Genomic DNA, 18,818 nt, shown 5'->3' on the forward strand with positions numbered 1-18,818 from the left:
CCCTCCACCACGCCAAGAGGCGCGGTCCCCCCCCCCGTGCCGGGGAGGATCAAACGGCCGGTAGTCCGTCCAACAGCTTGTCGAGCGTCACCGGGAAGTCGTGAACCCGAACCCCCGTCGCATTGTAGATCGCGTTTGCCACCGCTGCGCCTGCGCCCGAGATGCCGAGCTCGCCGACCCCCTTCGCGCCGGCCGGATTGGCGGAATCGTCGATCTCCTCGATGAAATGCACCTCGAGCTGCGGAATGTCGGCGTTCACCGCGACGTGATAATCGCCAAAATCGGGGTTCACGAACGCGCCGGTCCGCGTGTCGACGATGCCCTCTTCGCTCAGCGCATAGGCGATCCCCCACGCCATCCCGCCGGCGATCTGGCTCGTCGCGGTCTTGCGATTGAGGACGCGGCCGACATCGAACACGCCGAGCATCCGCCGCACGCGCGTCTCGCCCGTCACCGCGTTCACCGCGACCTCGACGAAGTGCGCGCCGTGGCTCGCCTGGCTGGTGCGCTTGCTCTCCTTGCCCGGCCCGGTCTTGCCCATCGCTATGATCGGCTCGCCGCGGACGAGGTCGGCCAGCGCCACCTGCCGCCCGCCCGCGCTGACGCAGCCGTCCTGCAGGCTCAGCTCTTCGGGCGCCGCATTCATCCGCAGCGCGAGTTCGCCGAGGATATCCTCGCAGGCGAGCATCACCGCGGACGCAGCACTGCCCGCGCCGAACGACCCGCCCGAGCCTGCGCTCGGCGGGAAATCGGTATCGCCCAGCCGCACGGTCACGTCGGCCACCGGTAGCCCGAGCATCTCGCCCGCGGTCTGCGCGAGGATCGTGTACGTCCCCGTGCCGATATCGGTCATGTCGCATTCGACCGTCGCGCGGCCATCCGCCTCCAGTCGCACGCGCGCCTGCGCCTCGACGGTGAAGTTGCCGCGCAGACTCGCCGCCATGCCGATCCCGATCAGCCATTCGCCCTCGCGCACCGATCCCGGCGCGGGCAGCGTGGCGGGCCAGCCGAACCGCTTGGCGCCTTGGTCATAGCAATCGAGCATTCGCCGCGTGGCGAAGGGCTTGCCGCTCACCGGATCGGTCTCGGGCTCGTTGCGCCGCCGCAACTCGACCGGATCGAGCCCGAGCTGCTCGGCGAGCTCGTCCATCGCACATTCGACGCCGAATGTGCCGACCGCTTCGCCTGGCGCGCGCACCGCACCACTCGCGGGCAGGTCGACGCGGACGAGATCGGTCTTGAACCGCCGCGCCTCGCCCCGGTACAGCGGGAGCGTCCCGAACGGCACCGGCTCGAGGAATTCACCATCGTCGTTCTGCGCGACGACGCTCTCATGTCCCATGCCAAGGATCACGCCATCCTTGTCGGCCGCGATCCGGATACGCTGCGTGGTGTGCGAACGGTGGTGGACCATGTACGCGGTCTGGCGGCGCGGCAACGCGATCTTCACCGGCCGCCCGACGACCTCGGCCGCGATCGCCGCGAGGATCGCCTCGGCACCGACGCCGGTCTTCCCGCCGAACCCGCCGCCCACATAAGGTGCGAGCACGCGCACCGAGTCCGCATCGATCTTCAGCGCCTTGGCGATCGTCTTGCGCGCACCGCCGATCACCTGGTTGCTGGTGCGCACGGTCAGCTTGCCGTCCTCCCACCACGCCGTGGTCGCATGCGGTTCGAGCGCAGCGGGGAAATGCACGGGGGTCGTGTAGGTCTGGTCGAACGTCACCGCCGCACCGGCCATCACCGCATCGAGATCGCCCTTGTCGACGGGGGGGAGGAAGCCGATCTCGGGCTTGGTATCGACCAGCTGCGCCTCGACGTCGAAGCGGTCCTCGCCCGCTTCGGTACGGACGACCACCAACGCCGCGGCGTCGCGCGCAATCGCCTGATCCTCGGCCACGACGATCGCGATCGGCTGGCCGAGGTGCAGGATGACGTCGGTATCGAACAGCGGCATCGCGCGCGAATTGGACTCGCCCGCGGGCATGCGCGCGTCGGAGTGAAGGACCGCGATAACCCCGGGCAACGCCTCGGCGGCGCTGACCTCGATCCCGAGAATGCGCCCGCTGCCGACCGGCGTGCCGACGATCGCGGCATAAGCGATGCCCTCAGGCGTCCCCTCATAGGCATAGTCGGCAACGCCGGTGACCTTTGCGGGCCCCTCGATCCGGTCCAGCCCCAGCCCGAGAACGCCCTGTTTCGCGCGGCCAAGCCCCGCCGGCCGAAACGCCGCATCCATCACGTGTTCGTTCATTCTGGCATCCTCGGGTTGAGGGGGAGATATGGGGCCGGTGGTAGCATTTGGCGAGGGTGAAAGCCCGGACGGCCGCCCCCCCAGCCACCACCCCGGCGAAGGCCGGGGTCCAGTTGGGGAACGACGATAACGCGGGGTTGGCCTGCGTTACCATGACCTTTCCAACTGAACCCCGGCCTTCGCCGGGGTGGTAGTTTTTGCAGACATACGCTCACCCAAACTGTTTCCCCGCGGAGGCGGGGATCCAGGGTTACAGGCGGCGGCGTTCGTGGCTCCTGGGCCCCCGCTTTCGCGGGGGAACAATACGACTACCGTCCCAATGCGCTCAAACAGCCGGCAACTTATCCAGCAGCTTGTCGAGCGTAATCGGGAACTCGCGCACCCGGATCCCCGTGGCGTTATACACCGCGTTCGCCACCGCAGCGCCCGCGCCCGAGATCCCCAGCTCGCCGATCCCCTTGGCGTGGATCGGATTCGCATGGATGTCGCGCTCGTCGACGAAATGCACGTCCATCTGCGGCACGTCCGCATTGGCCGGCACGTGATATTCGCCGAGATCGTGATTCACCAACTTGCCGGTCCGCGTGTCGTGGATCAGGTCCTCGGTCAGCGCGGTGCCGATCCCGAAGGTCATCCCGCCCAGGCACTGCGACCGCGCGGTCTTCGCGTTGAGCACACGCCCCGCCGCGAACGATCCGAGCATCCGCCGCACGCGCGTCTCGCCGGTGATCACGTTGACCGCGACCTCCGCGAAATGCGCGCCGAAGCCTGCCTGCGACGTCTCCTTCTCCTGCTTGCCCGGCTTGATATGCCCGGTCGCCTCGAGACCCTTGCCGACCAGCTCGCCGATCGGCGTCGAGCGGTTGTCGCCGATCGCATTGCCGTCCTTGAGCGTCAGGCCGTCCTCGGAGACGTCCATCGCCTTGGCGAGCTTCCCGCGCAACATCTCGCAGGCAAGATACACAGCCGTGCCCGACGAGGCCGCACCCCACGAACCGCCCGAACCCGCAGCGGGGGGATCGTTGGTATCGCCCAGCGCCATCGTGATATTGGCGACCGGGATACCCAGAATCTCCGACGCGATCTGCGCGAGGATGGTGTAGCTGCCGGTACCGATATCGGTCATCGCCGACGACACGGTGGCCGAGCCGTCGGGATGGATCTCGACCTTGGCGGACGATTCCATCATCATGTTGCCGCGCACGGCGGACGATACGCCCATGCCGATCAGCCACTCGCCCTCGCGCCGCGTGCCGGCCTTCTGGCGCTTGTCCCACCCGAACTTCGCTGCACCCTCGTCGAGCGCACGCGTCAGGTTGCGCGACGAATAGGGGACGTCCTTCTCGGGGTCGATCTTCGGATCGTTGCGCTTGCGCAGCTCGATCGGGTCCATATCGAGCTTTTCCGCGAGCTCATCCATCGCACCCTCGAGCGCGAGCATCCCGACGGCCTCGCCCGGTGCGCGCATCGAGCCCGACAGGACGAGGTTCACATCGACCAGATCATGCGTGATCAACCGGTTCTCGCCGCCGTACAACAGATGCGTGCCGATACCGGCGGGCTCGAAATAATCCTCGGTCGACTGGTTCGACGCGAGCGTCTCGTGCCCGATCGCGGTCAGCTTGCCCTCGGCATTGGCCGCGAGCCGGACGCGCTGCTCGGTATTCGAGCGACGCACGGTCGCCTCGAACACCTGCTGGCGTGCCATCACCGCCTTGACCGGCCGGCCAAGCTGCTTCGCCGCGATCGCCGCCGCGACGCTCTCGGGCGCGATGCCGAGCTTCGACCCGAACCCGCCGCCGATATAGCGCGCGACGATCCGGCACTTCTTCTCCGAAATGCCGAGCGACTTGGCGAGCTGCTGCGCGTCCGACGTCGGCATCTGGTACGCGCCGTACAGCGTCAGCGAACCGTCCTCGTCCCACACTGCGGTCGAGGCATGCGGCTCCATCGCCGCGGAATTCTGGCTCGGCGTGACATAGGTCGAATCGATCGTCACCGCCGCATCGGCCATCGCCGTGTCGACATCGCCCTGCTTGAAGTGTGCAGGCGCTGCGTCGTCGGGCGGGGTCCGCGTCTCGTCGCGGTGTGCGGCGAAGTCATACTGGCCCTCCGCCTCGTCATACACGATCAGCAGCCGCGCCGCCGCATCGCGCGCGACCTCGAAGCTCTCGGCGAGCACGATCGCGACGATCTGGCCGAAGAACGCGATGTCCTTGACGCCCTGCGTCGGCGCATCGGTCGCACCGCCCTGTGCGGACACGCGGATGAACTGGTCGAAGTCGGTGACGACGTCGAGCACGCCGGGCATGCCCTTCACCGCATCGACGTCGATCGAGACGATCTTTCCTGCGGAGATCTTCGTGCCGACGAGCACGCCATAGGCCATGTCGTCGAACTGATATTCGGCCGCATAGGTCGCGGTGCCCGTGACCTTGAGCGGGCCGTCGATCCGGTCGAGCGGCTTGCCGATGACGCCCTGGACGCCGGTATCCAGAAGACTGTCCGGATGCGGCTTGTCCATCGTCAGGCTGTTGGTGGTTCCAAAACCGAACATGCTTATGCTCCCGTTACGGTGCGCAGCGTCGCGATCAGCGTGCGACGGGCGAGGGGGATCTTGAAGTCGTTCGAGCCATAGCCCTTGGCATCGGCGAGCAACGCGGTGGCCGCAGCCTCGAACGCCTCGTCCGTCGGGGCCTTGCCGACCAGCGCGGCCTCGACCGCCGGATTGCGCCACGGCATCGGCCCGAGCCCGCCGAACGCGAGCGAGGCGGACGCGATCACGCCGTCCTGCACGTCGACCACGGCCGCAACCGATACGAGCGCGAATGCATAAGACGCACGATCGCGCACCTTGCGATATTCCTGCTTGCCCTTCGGCGGGGCCGGAAGCTCGATATGCGTGATCAGCTCACCCGCTTCGAGCGCGTTCTCGATCTGCGGCGTATCGCCCGGCAGACGGTAGAATTCGTGGATCGAGATCCGTCGCCGATCGCCATCCGCCTTCAGCGTCACGATCGTCGCATCCAGGGCGCGCATCGCCACCGCCATATCGCTCGGGTGCGTCGCGATGCAGTGCTCGCTGGTCCCGAGGACCGCGAGGATGCGGTTGAAGCCGCCGATCGCCGAACAGCCGCTCCCCGGCTCGCGCTTGTTGCACGCGGCGGCGGTGTCGTAGAAATAATAGCAGCGTGTCCGCTGGAGCAGATTGCCCCCGGTCGACGCCTTGTTGCGGAGCTGCCCCGACGCGCCGGCGAGCAACGCGCGGCTCAGCACCTCGTACTTGGCGACGACGCGGCGGTCGGCGGCCAGATCGCTGTTCGGCACGAGTGCACCGATCGTCAGCCCACCATCCTCACGCTCCTCGATCTTCGCGAGATCGAGCCGGCTGATGTCGACGAGCTTGTCGGGCGTCTCGACCTGAAGCTTCATCAGGTCGAGCAAATTGGTGCCACCAGCGATGAACTTCGCGCCAGTCGTACCCGCGTCCTGCGCCGCAGCCTCGGGGGTCGCGGGCTTTTCGTAGGTGAAGGTCTTCATGCTACCAGCTCCCCGCGCGCATTGGCGTCCATCGCCGCATCCTTCTCGTCCGCGGACCGGCCCTTGGGCGCGGTGTCGCCGACTTCGCGGATCGCATCGACGATGTTTGGATAGGCGGCGCAACGGCACAGATTGCCGCTCATCCGCTCCGAAATCTCGGCATCGTCGAACTTCGGATCGGTCAGGTCGCCCGATGCGTGGCTGGCCCAGCCCTTCCTGACCTCGTCGAGCATACCCACCGCCGAGCAGATCTGCCCCGGCGTGCAATAGCCGCACTGATAGCCGTCATGCCGCACGAACGCGTCCTGCAGCGGGTGGAGGTTGCCCGGCTGGCCGATGCCCTCGATCGTCGTGATCTCGTCGTCCTGGTGCATGACGGCGAGCGTCAGGCACGAATTGACGCGCCGCCCATTGATCAGGACGGTGCACGCGCCGCACTGGCCATGGTCGCACCCTTTTTTTGAGCCCGTCAGCCCGAGATGCTCGCGACAGAGGTCAAGGACCGACGTACGAATATCGGGCTCGGCGTCATATGATTGACCATTGATCGTGAAATGCATGGGAGGACCCCTGGTTTAGCGCTGGGAATTTTGGAAATACGAGGACTGAACGCCGATGCGACCGATGGTTTCCTATTGCGACTGGCTCTCACGGCTTGGTACGCTGGCGTTCATTGCCGCGAGCGGGCAAGCTCTCGCCATGACCCCGGACTTGCACGACTCGTCGCCCCCGATCGTCATCGCGCACCGCGGGGCGAGCGGGTTGCGACCCGAGCACACGCTGGCCGCCTATTCGCTCGCGATCGACCAGGGCGCGGACTTCATCGAGCCCGATCTGGTCCCGACCAAGGACGACGTCCTCGTCGCGCGGCACGAGAACAACATCGCGGAGACGACCAACGTCGCCGATCATCCCGAGTTCGCAGTCCGGAAAACTACCAAGACGATCGACGGCCAGGCGACGACCGGCTGGTTCGTCGAGGATTTCACGCTCGCCGAGCTGAAGACGCTCCGCGCGAAGGAGCGCCTTCCCAAGCTGCGTCCCGCGAACACCGCCTATGACGGCCAGTTCGAGATCCCGACGCTCGCCGAAATCATCGCGCTGGCAAAACGCCGTTCGAAGGACACGGGCCGGACGATCGGCATCTACCCCGAGACCAAGCACCCGACCTATTTCGCGAGCATCGGCCACCCGACCGATGCGAAGCTCGTCGCCGACCTGCGCGCGGCGGGGTGGGATTCGGCCAAGGCCCCCGTCTTCATCCAGTCGTTCGAGGTGAAGAACCTCCAGCGGCTCCACACCATGACCAAGATCCGCCTGATCCAGCTCATGGACGGGGAGGGCGCCCCCGCGGACGGCGCGCAGCCGAGCTACAAGGCGATGATCACGCCGGCGGGTCTGAAGGCGGTCGCGGCTTATGCGTACGGAATCGGCCCGAACAAGAGCATGCTCTGGGCCGGCGCGACACCGACGACATTGGTCGCCGATGCGCACGCGGCGGGTCTGCGCGTCCACCCCTGGACCTACCGCGCCGAGAACATGTTCGAGCCCGACCGCTTCCGTCGCGGCAGCGACCCCGCGACGCACGGCGACATCGCGGGCGAGATCGACGCGGGCCTCGCCCAAGGTATCGACGGTTTCTTCACCGATTTTCCGCTATACGGGGCGCAGGCGCGTGACAGGCTGCGCGCAGGAGTGAAGTAAAATGCGTAAAGTCCTCCCCGTGCTGGCCGTTCTGCCGTTCCTCGTCAGCGGCTGCATCGGCACCGCCACCTCGATCGTAAAGGCGCCGTTCCAGGTCGCCGGCAAGGCGGTCGACTGGACGACGACCAGCCAGGAAGAAGCCGACCGCAACTACGGCAAGAAGATGCGTAAGCAGGAAGCCGAAGAGGGCAAGCAGCGCAAGGAACTCGCCAAGCGCTGCAAGAAGAACCCGCAGCGCTCTGAATGCGGCCAGTACCAGGGGTATCGCGCGGGCTATTGAGCCAAGCGCCACCCCCAACACCACCCCGGCGAAGGCCGGGGCCCAGTTGGAAAACAGACGTAACGGGGAGTTGCCCGTCGTCAGCAACGTCCCCCAACTGGACCCCGGCCTCCGCCGGGTGGTGGCCCAAACCACTACTCCTTTTGCTTCCTGTTCTCCCGCGAAGGCGGGAGCCCAGTCTGGACTCCCGCCTTCGCGGGAGAACATTCTTCAGAACCACCCCATCACGGTAACCGGAAACGGCGTCCACGCCCCGACCCGTACCCCGGCGAACCGCAGCGCATCCCCCGTCCAGCTGTTGCACGTCCGAACCGCATCATACCGCCCGTTCGCGTCATAAAACGCGTCATACCCCGCATACCCCGGGTACCGCGCACCCCCATCGCGAAAGCTCGCGCGGATATAGGCCGCCAGCCGCCAATACTGCGCCGGCGTCACCACGATCTCGCGCGCGCCGTCGCCCGCCCGCGGCACCGGCACATGCTCGACATGCATCAACGTCCGGTTGCTCCCCGTCGCCGCCGCCAGCACCGTCCGCAGCTTCACCTCGGCCCAGGTCGGCGTCTCCAGGTAGAACGTCTTTTCCCCCCATCCGAACGCCACATGATCATACCCCGCAAACCGCGGATCGCGCAGATCCTCCGCGCGCGCCACGCCGCGCCAATCCACGCCCACGGCCACCTTCGGCACGATGATCCCGGTATGCACACCGTTGCTCTCGACGAAGATATGCACGCCCTCGGCCGGTGCCCGCCAGCCGCGATTGCTCGCGATCGACCCGCCGATCAGCCCCGCCACGGCGTAGCTCGCAACCAGCCCGAATACCGCTGCGGCGCACCATGAAATCCATCGCATCCAGCGCGTTTCCGTCTTCATTCCATCATGCTAGACCAGGCGCATGGCCAATGACACGCACGTACTGAGCACCCCGCCCGAAGGCGCCCCCGACTGGACGATCCCGCAAAACTGGTCGGCCTACACCGCGGAGGATCACGCGACCTGGGACACGCTGTTCGCGCGCCAGTCGAAACTGCTCCCCGGCCGCGCGTCGAACGCGTGGCTGCGCGGGCTCGACGTGCTCAAGCTCTCCAAACCCGGCATTCCCGATTTCGAGGAACTCTCGGAACGCCTGACCAAGCTCACCGGCTGGTCGGTCGTCGCGGTCCCCGGCCTCGTCCCCGACGACGTGTTCTTCGATCACATGGCCAATCGCCGCTTCGTCGCGGGCAATTTCATCCGCCGCCCCGACCAGCTCGATTATCTGCAGGAGCCCGACGTCTTCCACGACGTCTTCGGGCACGTGCCGATGCTCGCCGACCCGGTCTTCGCCGACTATCTCGCGGCGTATGGTCGCGGCGGCCAGCGCGCGCTCGGGCTCGACGCGCTGAAATATCTCGGGCGGCTCTATTGGTACACCGTCGAGTTCGGGCTGATCGCCGAACCCGAGGGCCTGCGGATCTACGGCTCGGGGATCGTTTCCAGCTATGCGGAAACGCGCTTCGCGCTCGACGACCCAAGCCCCAACCGCATCGCGCTCGACCTCGCGCGCGTGATGCGGACCGAATACCGGATCGACGATTTCCAGCAGAACTACTTCGTCATCCCCAGCTTCGACGAGCTGTTGCGGCTGACGGTCGAGACGGATTTCGCACCGTTGTACGAGGAACTGAAGGCGCTGCCGGATATCCCGGTGGCACAGATCGAGCCCGGCGATGTCGTGCTGACCGCGGGCACACAGGACTACGCAAACGCGAAGCTAACGACGCTCACCGCATAGCATTCACCACCCCGGGATAATGCCACAACCGCGGCGCGACCGCACCACCCCGGCGAAGGCCGGGGCCCAATTGGGCGAACCTCTGGAATAGAGCCGCACCGCCATCGCAATTGGCCCCCGGCCTACGCCGGGGTGGTTTTGGCTATTAGGTGAGGGCACCCTTACCACCGTGTTCCCCCGCGAAGGCGGGGGCCCAGACTGGACCCCCGCCCTCGCGGGGGAACATTCTTCTGCCGGGGCAGGGCAGCCGTTAAATATCCGCGCGCTTCAGATATCCAAAGCCCACCCATCGCGCCCCTTCGGATCGAACGGCCCGCTCGGCACGAACCGCTCAGCCCCCGCCTTCAACCGAAGCACACTCCAATCCCCGCACCGGTCGACCGCCTCCAGCGAACACCCGCACGCCTCATACGCCGCGACCACGCCAGCCCGCTGCGTCTCCAGCAACCCCGCCAGCACGATCGTCGCCCCTGAATCGGCAATCGACGCGATCTCGGGCGCCATCGACACCAGCGGCCCCGCCAGAATATTCGCGATCACCAGGTCATACGGCGCCGTCGCCACGATCGCGTCGTCGAGCGTGCCATCCGCCACGATCAGCTCGATCCCGGAAACCCCGTTCAGATCCGCATTCTCGCGCGTGACGTCGATCGAGACCGGATCGATATCCGTCCCCATCACCGCCGCCTCGGGCCACAGATGCGCCGCGGCAAACGCGAGCAGCCCGGTCCCCGTCCCGATATCGATCACGTTCGCAAAGTCGGCGCCCGCCAACCCGTCGAGCATCGCCAGACACCCGCTGGTCGTCTCGTGATGCCCTGTCCCGAACGCGCGGCTCGCCTCGATCAGGAACGCGCGCTTGTCCGCCGGCACCGCGCCCGCATGCGCGCCGGTGTGCACAAAGAACCGCCCGACCGACAAAGGCTCGAGCTCCGCCTGGCTCATCGTTACCCAGTCGGCATCGCCCAACCGCTCGACCGCGATCTCGGCGCCCGCTGCACTCGGCACCAGCGCGCGCACCGCCGCGACCGTGTCGGCCGCCGGCTCATGCTCGAAATACGCATCGAGCCGCCACGATTCGACGTCGTCCTCGATCTCCTCGGTCGTCATCAGCACGGCGTCGCCCGGGATCGCGTTACCCAGATCGTCGCTTGCATCGATCGCCTCCGCCTCCGCGCGCGTGCAGGGCAGAGTCAGCTTCCAACTATCGGACATAGCTCGCTCCATTCACGTCGATCACCGACCCCGTCATCGAGGCCGGTGCCTCCAACGCGAGAAACTTCGCCGCCGCAGCCACCTCGTCAGGTGCCGCAACGCGGCCCAACGGAATATCCGTCAGCAACGCATCGCCACCGCGGCTCGACAGATAATCGTCCGCCATCCCGGTCATGGTGAACCCCGGACACACCGCGAACGCCAGAATTCCCTCGCGGGCATAGCCTCGTGCGATGGTCTTGGTCATCGCCACCATCCCCGCCTTCGACGCGGCATAATGCCAGTGCGCCGGCGAATCGCCGCGATACGCGGCGCGGCTGGCGATGTTGACGATCCGGCCGCCCCCCTTCCAGCCCTGGCGCCCGCGCGATTGCCAATGCAGCACGGCCAGCCGGCACAGCTCGGCGGATGCGGTCAGGTTGATCCGCATCGTCCGCTCCCACTGCGCGGTCCAGTCGTCGTCACCGAGCGGACTGGCCTCGAACACCCCCGCATTGTTGATCAGCACGTCGATCGTCCCGCCCGCCTGCTCCAGCGCGGCGTTCCACAACGCCGTGGGCCCTGCCGGATCGGCGAAGTCGGCGGGGATGCCGCTCGCGGTCCCGTGCCCGATGACGGAGACGCCGGCGTCGGTCAGCGCCCGATGGATCGCCGCGCCGATGCCGCGGCTGGAGCCGGTAAGTAATATGGTCATGCGCCGCCCTTAGCGTCCGGTTTCGTGTCGCGTCACCCCATGCCGACGCCGGCAGCCTGGCTAAACGACGCGCCGCTCTTCATTCCGGCGCGCGCTGCAGCTTGCCGACACGCTGGATCTGCGAAACGGTGCCGTCCTGGCTGATCGAGACGCCTTCGCTGCGCGGATCCGCCGCGCCGACCCATTTGCCGCCGACGCGCTCGATTGCGTTCGCCTTCAGGCCGAGTGCCGCGACCTGCACGGTTTCGCCGAGCGCCTGCAACGCGGGGACCATCGCCTCGCGCTCGGTGCCCTTCTCGACCGCGGCGACCTGGCCGGGAGCATAGATCAGGCCGAGCGCGATCGAGTCCTGCGCCGACAATTTCCAGTCGACCACGCCGATGATCGCCTTGGCCACCTGCGCGATGATCGTCGAGCCGCCTGCCGCGCCGACCGCGAGGCGGACCTTGCCGTCGGGGCCATAGACGATCGTCGGGGCCATCGAACTGCGCGGCCGCTTGCCGCCCTCGACCCGGTTGGCGACCAGCGCGCCGTTCTTCTCGGGCACGATGTCGAAATCGGTGAGCTGGTTGTTGAGCACGGTGCCGTCGACGGTGATTCCCGACCCGAAATAGCCCTCGACCGTGGTCGTGACCTCGACGACGTTGCCACGCGCATCGGAGACTGCGAGGTCGGTGGTGCCGGGAACTTCGCTGACCGGCGCGCGGACGCGGGCAGGGGCGCCAGGGGGCGTGCCGGGCGCGACGCTCGCCATCGTCGTCGTGGGCGAGATCAGCGCGGAGCGCAACGCGAGATAGCCTTGAGAAAGCATGCCCGTAACCGGCACGCGGACGAAATCGGGATCGCCGACGTACAGGTCACGATCGGCGTAAGCGAGCCGCGAGGATTCGGCGAACAGGTGCCACGCCTGCGCGCTGTCCTTACCGAGCTTGCCCATGTCGAAGCGTTCGAGCTGCTTGAGGATCATCAGAACGGTAATGCCGCCCGACGAGGGCGGGCCCATCCCGCAGACGCGGTAGACGCGATATTTGATGCAGACGGGCGGGCGGTTCTTGGCGTCGTAGCTGGCGAGGTCGCCCAGCGTCATCTTCGACGGGTTGCGCGCGGCGGTGTTGACCGCAGTGACGATCTTCTGCGCCTGCGGACCGACATAGAAGCTGTCAGGGCCCTGGGTCGCGATCCGCTGGAGAAGCGCGGCCTGTGCGGGGTTCTTGATCGTCGCGCCGATCGCGACCGGCGAACCGTCGGGCGCGGAGAAGAGTTTGCGCGTCTCGGGCGTGATGTGGTCGCCATAGGCCGACATGCCGTTGACGAGGCGGGGGGAGGCCTGGAAGCCGTTGGTCGCGAGGCGGATCGCGGGGGCGAACAATTGCGCCCAGGGGAGCTTGCCCGACGCGCGGTGCGCGAGCGCCATGCCGCGAAGTGCACCGGGTATGCCGACGCTACGACCACCGGGGACCGCGTCGCGATGGCTGAGCGGGGTGCCGTCGGGGGCGTAGAACCAGCGCGCGTCGGCGGCGGCCGGCGCGGTCTCCCGCGCGTCGATCGTGCTGAGCGCGCCGCTGGCCGCGTGGCTGACCCAGAAGCTGCCGCCGCCGATCCCCGAGCTCTGCGGCTCGACGACGTTGAGCGCGAGCATCGTCGCGATCGCCGCGTCGGTGGCGCTGCCGCCCGCGCGCAGGATCTCGACGCCGGCCGCCGCCGCGCGTGGATCGGCGGCACTGACCATGCCTTGGTCTTTCGCCGGTGCGGGGGTGGATTGGCGCGCCTGGGTGGCAGCGGGGACGAGGAGGGCGAGCGCTAGGAGAGAGGTCTTCATCACCCGCGAGCCTAGCGCGGTTGGAATATGAGGCAAGCCGTCTCGCCGTCAGACCGCGCGATCCTTTCCCCAGCGGGGGGGGTCGTCAGGCGTCGATCCCCACCGCGTCTGCGACGGCCGCGAAGCCGTCGCGGTTCAGCAACGCGCCGAGGTCGCGCAGCATCCGCGCCGGCAGGCCCGGGCCTTCATAAACCAGCGCGGTGTACAGCTGGACGAGGCTCGCGCCCGCGCGGAGCCGGGCATAGGCCTCCGCACCGCTGCCGATGCCGCCGACCGAGATCAGCGGGATCGCCGCGCCGGTTGCCTTGCGGAATTCGGCCAGGCGCTGCCGGGCGAGCGGCGCGAGAGGAGCACCCGAGAGGCCGCCGGTTTCCTTCGCATTGGCTGAACGCAAGCCAAGCCGGGAGATCGTGGTGTTGTTGACGATCAGCGCGTCGATGCGGTTGTCGAGCGCGGCGCGGGCGATGTCGTCGATGTCGGCCGGCTCGAGGTCGGGCGCGACCTTCAGGAAAATGGGCGTGGTGCCCTTCGCGGCGGTGCAGGCAGCAAGCAGGTCGCGCAGTGCCGCCCCGTGTTGCAGATCGCGCAGGCCCGGCGTGTTGGGCGAGCTGATGTTGATCGTGATATAATCGGCGTGCGGCGCGGCGCGGGTGACGCCGTGGACGTAATCCGCGGTGCGCTCCGTCGCGTCCTTGTTGGCGCCGACGTTGATGCCGAGCACGCCCTTGCCGCGCTTGTGCGCCTTGGCCCGGCCGAGCGCGTCGTCGAGGCCGCCATTATTGAAGCCGAGGCGGTTGATGACCGCACGGTCCTCGGGGAGGCGGAAGATGCGCGGCTTGGGATTGCCGGGCTGGGGCAGGGGCGTGAGCGTGCCGATCTCGACGCTGCCGAGGCCCAGCCCGAAGAACCCGTCGATCGCGCGCCCGTCCTTGTCGACGCCCGCCGCGAGCCCCACCGGATTGGGAAACGCGATCCCCGCCACGGTGGTCGCAAGCCGGGGAACGCTGGAGGCGAGCGGTGTGCCCGCCTTGCCCCATGCGGTGAGCGCGGCAATCGTCAGGCCATGCGCGCGTTCGGCGTCGAGGCGGAAGAGAAGCGGGTGGTAGAAGGCCATGCGCGCTCTTCGCACTGGTTCGGCTTCACGTCAAAAATCGCTTGAAAACCCCACCCCAGTTGCGAGTCGTTAGCACGCGTCGACGGGTTGACGATGACTCGCGCAACGCCCATTTGCGCAATCGGATCATATCGCTCCGATTGGACTATCAAGCCACCATGCGTCTTTCCAGCCTAGCCGACTATGCGGTCGTGATGATGAGCGCCGCGGCGCGTCATTGTGGCGGTATCGCGCGGCTGAACGCGACGCTGCTGAGCGAAGAGACCGGCGTGCCGCTGCCGACCGTGCAGAAGCTCGTAAGCCGGCTGTCGGCCGCAGGGCTGATCGAGAGCACGCGCGGCACCGGCGGCGGCTTCCGCCTGTCGCGACCGCCCGCGTCGATCTCGCTAGCCGACATCATCGAGGCGGTCGAGGGTCCGATCGCGCTCACCGCGTGCGTCGACGGTGCCGCGCAGGATTGTTGCATCGATCAGACGTGCAAGGTTAAGCCGCACTGGAACGCGGTCAACGGCGCGGTCCGCGGCGCGCTCGCCGGCGTGACGCTGGCTAGTCTTTCGCAAGTCCCGAATTCGCCGGTGCCCGCATGACGCGCGCAGCGCCCAACCCTTTCCTTCGCGCCTTTGCGCCTTCGCGTGAGAAGATTCTGTTCACGCGAAGGCGCAAAGGCGCGAAGACATTAGAGAGCCGCGTTGCGGCGGAGATGGAATGATGGCTACCCGGAACGCAGAGGCATATGCCGCCGCGAACAAGACGTACGAGTGGGGCTTCTCCTCGGACATCGAACAGGAATTCGCGCCCAAGGGGCTGTCGGAAGACACGGTGCGCTTCATTTCCGCCAAGAAGGGCGAGCCGCAGTGGATGCTCGACTGGCGTCTGAAGGCGTTCGCGCTGTGGCAGACGATGGAAGCGCCCGACTGGTCGAAGCTCAACGTGCCCCCGATCGATTACCAGGACGCGTATTATTACGCGGAGCCCAAGGCGAAGCCGAAGCTCGGTTCGCTCGACGAGGTCGATCCCGAGATCCTGCGCGTCTACGAAAAGCTCGGCATTCCGATCGGCGAGCAGAAGATGCTGGCGGGCGTGGTCGAGGATCCGCTGAACGAGGACGGCACGCCGAAGCGCCGCGTCGCGGTCGACGCGGTGTTCGACAGCGTCTCGGTCGCGACGACGTTCCGCAAAGAGCTCGAGGCCGCAGGCGTGATCTTCCGGTCGATCTCCGAGGCGATCAAGGAATATCCCGACCTCGTGCGCAAGTGGCTCGGCAAGGTCGTGCCGCAGCGTGACAATTACTTCGCGACGCTGAACTCGGCAGTCTTCTCCGATGGGACGTTCGTCTACATCCCTGAGGGCGTCCGCTGCCCGATGGAGCTGTCGACCTATTTCCGGATCAACGCCGAGAATACCGGCCAGTTCGAACGCACGCTGATCGTCGCCGACAAGGGCAGTTACGTCTCGTATCTCGAGGGCTGCACCGCGCCGATGCGCGACGAAAACCAGCTGCATGCGGCGGTCGTCGAACTTGTCGTGCTCGACGATGCCGAGATCAAGTACTCGACCGTGCAGAACTGGTATCCGGGCGACGAGAACGGCGTCGGCGGGATCTATAATTTCGTTACCAAGCGTGCGCTGTGCCAGGGTAAGAATTCGAAGGTCAGCTGGACCCAGGTCGAGACCGGAAGCGCGATCACGTGGAAATATCCGTCGTGCGTGCTGGCGGGCGATGGCTCGGTCGGCGAATTCTATTCGGTGGCTGTGACGAACAATCGCCAGCAGGCCGATACCGGCACGAAGATGATCCACCTCGGCAAGAACACGCGGTCGACGATCGTGTCGAAGGGAATTTCGGCCGGGCGCTCGGACAACACCTATCGCGGGCTGGTGCGCGTGGCGCCGACCGCGGAGGGCGTGCGCAACTTCACGCAGTGCGACAGCCTGCTGCTCGGCGACCAGTGCGGCGCGCATACCGTGCCGTATATCGAGGTCCGCAACCCGTCCGCGCAGATCGAGCATGAGGCGACGACGTCGAAAATCTCCGAGGACCAGCTGTTCTACGCGATGTCGCGCGGGCTTGATGCGGAGGCCGCGGTGGCGCTGATCGTGAATGGCTTTGCGCGGGAGGTGCTGCAGCAGCTGCCGATGGAGTTCGCGGTGGAAGCGCAGAAGCTGCTGGGGATTTCGTTGGAAGGGTCTGTGGGGTGATCCCCGCCCGTCATGCCCGCACATGCGGGAATGACGGGGCACGGCCGGCGCATCGCGCGCCGCGGAAATTTAGAGATTTGGAATTGGGCAGAATTCGATGCTGAAAATTGAAAACCTTCACGCCGAGATCGACGGCAAGGAAATCCTCAAGGGGCTCTCGCTCGAGGTGAACGCGGGCGAGGTGCACGCGATCATGGGGCCGAACGGCGCGGGCAAGTCGACGCTGGGCTATGTGCTCGGCGGGCGGCCCGGTTACGAGGTCACGTCCGGCTCGGTGACGTTCGACGGCGTCGACCTGCTCGAGCTCGAGGCGCATGAGCGCGCCGCGGCGGGCGTGTTCCTCGGCTTCCAGTATCCGGTCGAGATCCCCGGCGTGTCCAACGTCCAGTTCCTGCGCGAGGCCTTGAACGCCCAGCGCGCGACGCGGGACGAGAAGGCCTTAACCGGCGGCGAGTTCCTGAAGCTCGCACGCGGGCAGGCGGATCTGCTCGGCATGGATTACGACATGCTCAAGCGGCCGGTGAATGTCGGCTTTTCGGGCGGCGAGAAGAAGCGCAACGAGATGGTGCAGATGGGCATCGTCAACCCGAAGTTCGCGATCCTCGACGAGACCGATTCCGGCCTCGACATCGATGCGCTGCGCGTCGTTGGCGACGGCATCAACCGCATCATGCGCGCGCCCGACAAGGCGGTGCTGCTGATCACGCACTATCAGCGGCTGCTCGATTATGTGGAGCCGGACTTCGTCCACGTTCTCGCCGACGGCCGCATCGTCCGGTCGGGCGGCAAGGAACTCGCGCAGCAGCTCGAGAGCGAAGGCTATGTGGGGATCGCCGCATGATCTCCCTTCGCGCCGCAGGCTTTTATAGAAGTAAGGGGGTTCGCGCGGAGACGCGGAGACGCGGAGGAGTCGTCGCCTCGGCAACGCTCCCGCGCGCCATCATGAACCGGAATTCGAGAGCCCTCACGGGCGTTTCTCCTCTTCTTCTCCGCGTCTCCGCGCCTCCGCGCGAACCCCTCTTCTTCGCAAGGGGCGCCGAATGACCGCGGTGATGGAACTCCCGTCCACGCGCGAGGAATCGTGGCGTTGGGGCGATCCGGCGGCGATCGTGGCGGCGGCTGAATTGCCTCGGGGTGCGGCGCTCGATGCCGATGCGTTGTTCCTGGACTTGCCGGGTGCGCGGGCGGTGTTCGTCGATGGCGTGCTCGACGCGGCACGCAGCGATCTGCGCCATGTCGAACTCGTGCAGGTCGATGGCGGCGCGCATGTGCTCGGGCGCCGGACGACGGGTACCGGCTGGTCGATCCGCGTCGCGGGCGACACGGCCGCCGAGCTGCTCCAGATCGTCCACATCGCGACCGGCGGCGAGAACCATCTTCCCGCGGAGATCGTCCTCGCCGAGGGCGCGACCGCGTCGGTGGTCGAGACCTATGTCGGCACCGGCTGGTCGAACCGGTCGACGCGGACGACGCTCGGCAGCGGTGCGAAGCTCACGCGCGCGGTGCGCCTGTTGCAGACGGCCGGTTTCGTGTCGGTACGCGACGAGGTCGATATCCATGCAGGCGCGAGCCTGATCGCGACGGTGCTGGGCGCGGGCGATGCGGGCACGCGGATCGATGGCGCGATCATCGTGTCGGGCGACGACGCGTTCGCCGAGTATGGCGGCGCTCTGCTGACGCGAAACGACCAGCGGCAGGAATGCGCGGTGTCGGTGCGGCATGCCGCGCTGAACGGGCAGAGCAAGCAGATCTGGCGCGCGGTCGCGGCGGATACGTCGACCGCGAGCCTTGCGGCGCGCGTCGAGGTGGCGCGCGATGCGCAGAAGACCGATGGCGTGCAGTCGTTGCGCGGGTTGCTGCTCAAGCGCACCGCGACGGTCAATCTCAAGCCCGAGCTCGAGATCTTCGCCGACGACGTGAAGTGCGCGCACGGCGCGACGGTCGGCGAGCTCGATCAGCGCGCTTTGTTCTACATGCAGAGCCGCGGCATCCCGCATGCCAAGGCGCAGGCGCTTCTCACGCGCGCGTTCGTGGGCGATGCGTTCGCGCAGATCGCGGACGAGACGGTGCGCGACGCGTTTGTCGCGGACGCGGATGCATGGCTGGAGGCGGCATTATGAGTATCCTCCCCGGCACGGGGAGGGGGACCAGCGCAGCTGGTGGAGGGGGTTCTCCACTTGGCGCCGCGTCTGTGGAAGGCCCCCCCCCCCCCCCCCCCCCCC

Annotated in this window: 16 protein-coding genes; 7 read left to right on the top strand and 9 right to left on the bottom strand. The window is 67.1% G+C overall.

Going from position 1 to position 18,818, the window contains the following annotated elements:
* Window positions 1-49 precede the first annotated feature (49 nt).
* The 4 genes from ASE88_RS13935 to ASE88_RS13950 form a co-directional block, all read right to left on the bottom strand.
* On the bottom strand, window positions 50-2,254 hold the full coding sequence (locus ASE88_RS13935) for a xanthine dehydrogenase family protein molybdopterin-binding subunit (protein WP_056478636.1): 2,205 nt from the start codon (window positions 2,252-2,254) through the stop codon (window positions 50-52).
* A gap of 325 nt (window positions 2,255-2,579) precedes the next feature.
* Entirely contained in the window at window positions 2,580-4,811 is a 2,232-nt protein-coding gene (locus ASE88_RS13940; RefSeq protein ID WP_056478638.1) for a xanthine dehydrogenase family protein molybdopterin-binding subunit, read from the bottom strand.
* A gap of 2 nt (window positions 4,812-4,813) precedes the next feature.
* A complete protein-coding gene (locus tag ASE88_RS13945; protein WP_056478642.1) occupies window positions 4,814-5,794 on the bottom strand; it encodes an FAD binding domain-containing protein in 981 nt (326 codons plus the stop codon).
* Complete coding sequence (locus ASE88_RS13950; RefSeq protein ID WP_082466552.1) at window positions 5,791-6,354, bottom strand: 2Fe-2S iron-sulfur cluster-binding protein; 564 nt, start codon at window positions 6,352-6,354, stop codon at window positions 5,791-5,793. Before ASE88_RS13950 ends, ASE88_RS13945 begins: the two co-directional genes overlap by 4 nt.
* Before the next feature lie 139 nt (window positions 6,355-6,493).
* Here ASE88_RS13950 and ASE88_RS13955 point away from each other — a divergent pair, with 139 nt between their 5' ends.
* Both ASE88_RS13955 and ASE88_RS13960 read left to right on the top strand, forming a co-directional pair.
* The gene (locus ASE88_RS13955) at window positions 6,494-7,498 is read left to right on the top strand and encodes a glycerophosphodiester phosphodiesterase (protein ID WP_056478643.1); all 1,005 of its coding nucleotides are present in this window, start codon (window positions 6,494-6,496) and stop codon (window positions 7,496-7,498) included.
* Between the two features lies 1 nt (window position 7,499).
* Window positions 7,500-7,778: a hypothetical protein gene (locus tag ASE88_RS13960; protein ID WP_056478644.1), complete on the top strand. Its 279-nt coding sequence runs from the start codon at window positions 7,500-7,502 to the stop codon at window positions 7,776-7,778.
* Between the two features lie 210 nt (window positions 7,779-7,988).
* On the opposite strand, the gene ASE88_RS13965 is transcribed toward ASE88_RS13960, so the two are convergent.
* Window positions 7,989-8,654 (bottom strand): TIGR02117 family protein, encoded by a 666-nt coding sequence (locus ASE88_RS13965; protein ID WP_235527950.1) that lies wholly within the window; start codon window positions 8,652-8,654, stop codon window positions 7,989-7,991.
* 22 nt (window positions 8,655-8,676) lie between these two features.
* Here ASE88_RS13965 and phhA point away from each other — a divergent pair, with 22 nt between their 5' ends.
* Window positions 8,677-9,555, top strand: coding sequence for a phenylalanine 4-monooxygenase (gene phhA, locus ASE88_RS13970; protein WP_056478645.1), 879 nt, complete (start codon window positions 8,677-8,679; stop codon window positions 9,553-9,555).
* 267 nt (window positions 9,556-9,822) lie between these two features.
* Here phhA and ASE88_RS13975 read toward each other — a convergent pair whose 3' ends face one another.
* The 4 genes from ASE88_RS13975 to ASE88_RS13990 form a co-directional block, all read right to left on the bottom strand.
* Complete coding sequence (locus ASE88_RS13975; protein WP_056478647.1) at window positions 9,823-10,770, bottom strand: 50S ribosomal protein L11 methyltransferase; 948 nt, start codon at window positions 10,768-10,770, stop codon at window positions 9,823-9,825.
* Window positions 10,760-11,464: an SDR family NAD(P)-dependent oxidoreductase gene (locus ASE88_RS13980; RefSeq protein WP_056478651.1), complete on the bottom strand. Its 705-nt coding sequence runs from the start codon at window positions 11,462-11,464 to the stop codon at window positions 10,760-10,762. Before ASE88_RS13980 ends, ASE88_RS13975 begins: the two co-directional genes overlap by 11 nt.
* 79 nt (window positions 11,465-11,543) lie before the next feature.
* A complete protein-coding gene (ggt, locus tag ASE88_RS13985; protein ID WP_200910211.1) occupies window positions 11,544-13,283 on the bottom strand; it encodes a gamma-glutamyltransferase in 1,740 nt (579 codons plus the stop codon).
* A gap of 85 nt (window positions 13,284-13,368) precedes the next feature.
* On the bottom strand, window positions 13,369-14,397 hold the full coding sequence (locus ASE88_RS13990; RefSeq protein WP_056478656.1) for a quinone-dependent dihydroorotate dehydrogenase: 1,029 nt from the start codon (window positions 14,395-14,397) through the stop codon (window positions 13,369-13,371).
* 158 nt (window positions 14,398-14,555) lie between these two features.
* On the opposite strand from ASE88_RS13990, the gene ASE88_RS13995 reads away from it, so the two are divergent.
* From ASE88_RS13995 to ASE88_RS14010, 4 genes are all read left to right on the top strand, one after another.
* A complete protein-coding gene (locus tag ASE88_RS13995) occupies window positions 14,556-14,984 on the top strand; it encodes an SUF system Fe-S cluster assembly regulator (protein ID WP_055878185.1) in 429 nt (142 codons plus the stop codon).
* A 121-nt stretch (window positions 14,985-15,105) separates the two neighbouring features.
* Window positions 15,106-16,596 (top strand): Fe-S cluster assembly protein SufB, encoded by a 1,491-nt coding sequence (gene sufB, locus ASE88_RS14000; RefSeq protein ID WP_056020496.1) that lies wholly within the window; start codon window positions 15,106-15,108, stop codon window positions 16,594-16,596.
* A 97-nt stretch (window positions 16,597-16,693) separates the two neighbouring features.
* Complete coding sequence (gene sufC / locus ASE88_RS14005) at window positions 16,694-17,437, top strand: Fe-S cluster assembly ATPase SufC (RefSeq protein WP_056478657.1); 744 nt, start codon at window positions 16,694-16,696, stop codon at window positions 17,435-17,437.
* Between the two features lie 199 nt (window positions 17,438-17,636).
* A complete protein-coding gene (locus ASE88_RS14010; RefSeq protein WP_055878181.1) occupies window positions 17,637-18,716 on the top strand; it encodes a SufB/SufD family protein in 1,080 nt (359 codons plus the stop codon).
* Window positions 18,717-18,818 lie beyond the last annotated feature (102 nt).

Origin of the sequence: Sphingomonas sp. Leaf38 (assembly GCF_001421825.1) — a bacterium.
Classification (GTDB): Bacteria; Pseudomonadota; Alphaproteobacteria; order Sphingomonadales; family Sphingomonadaceae; genus Sphingomonas.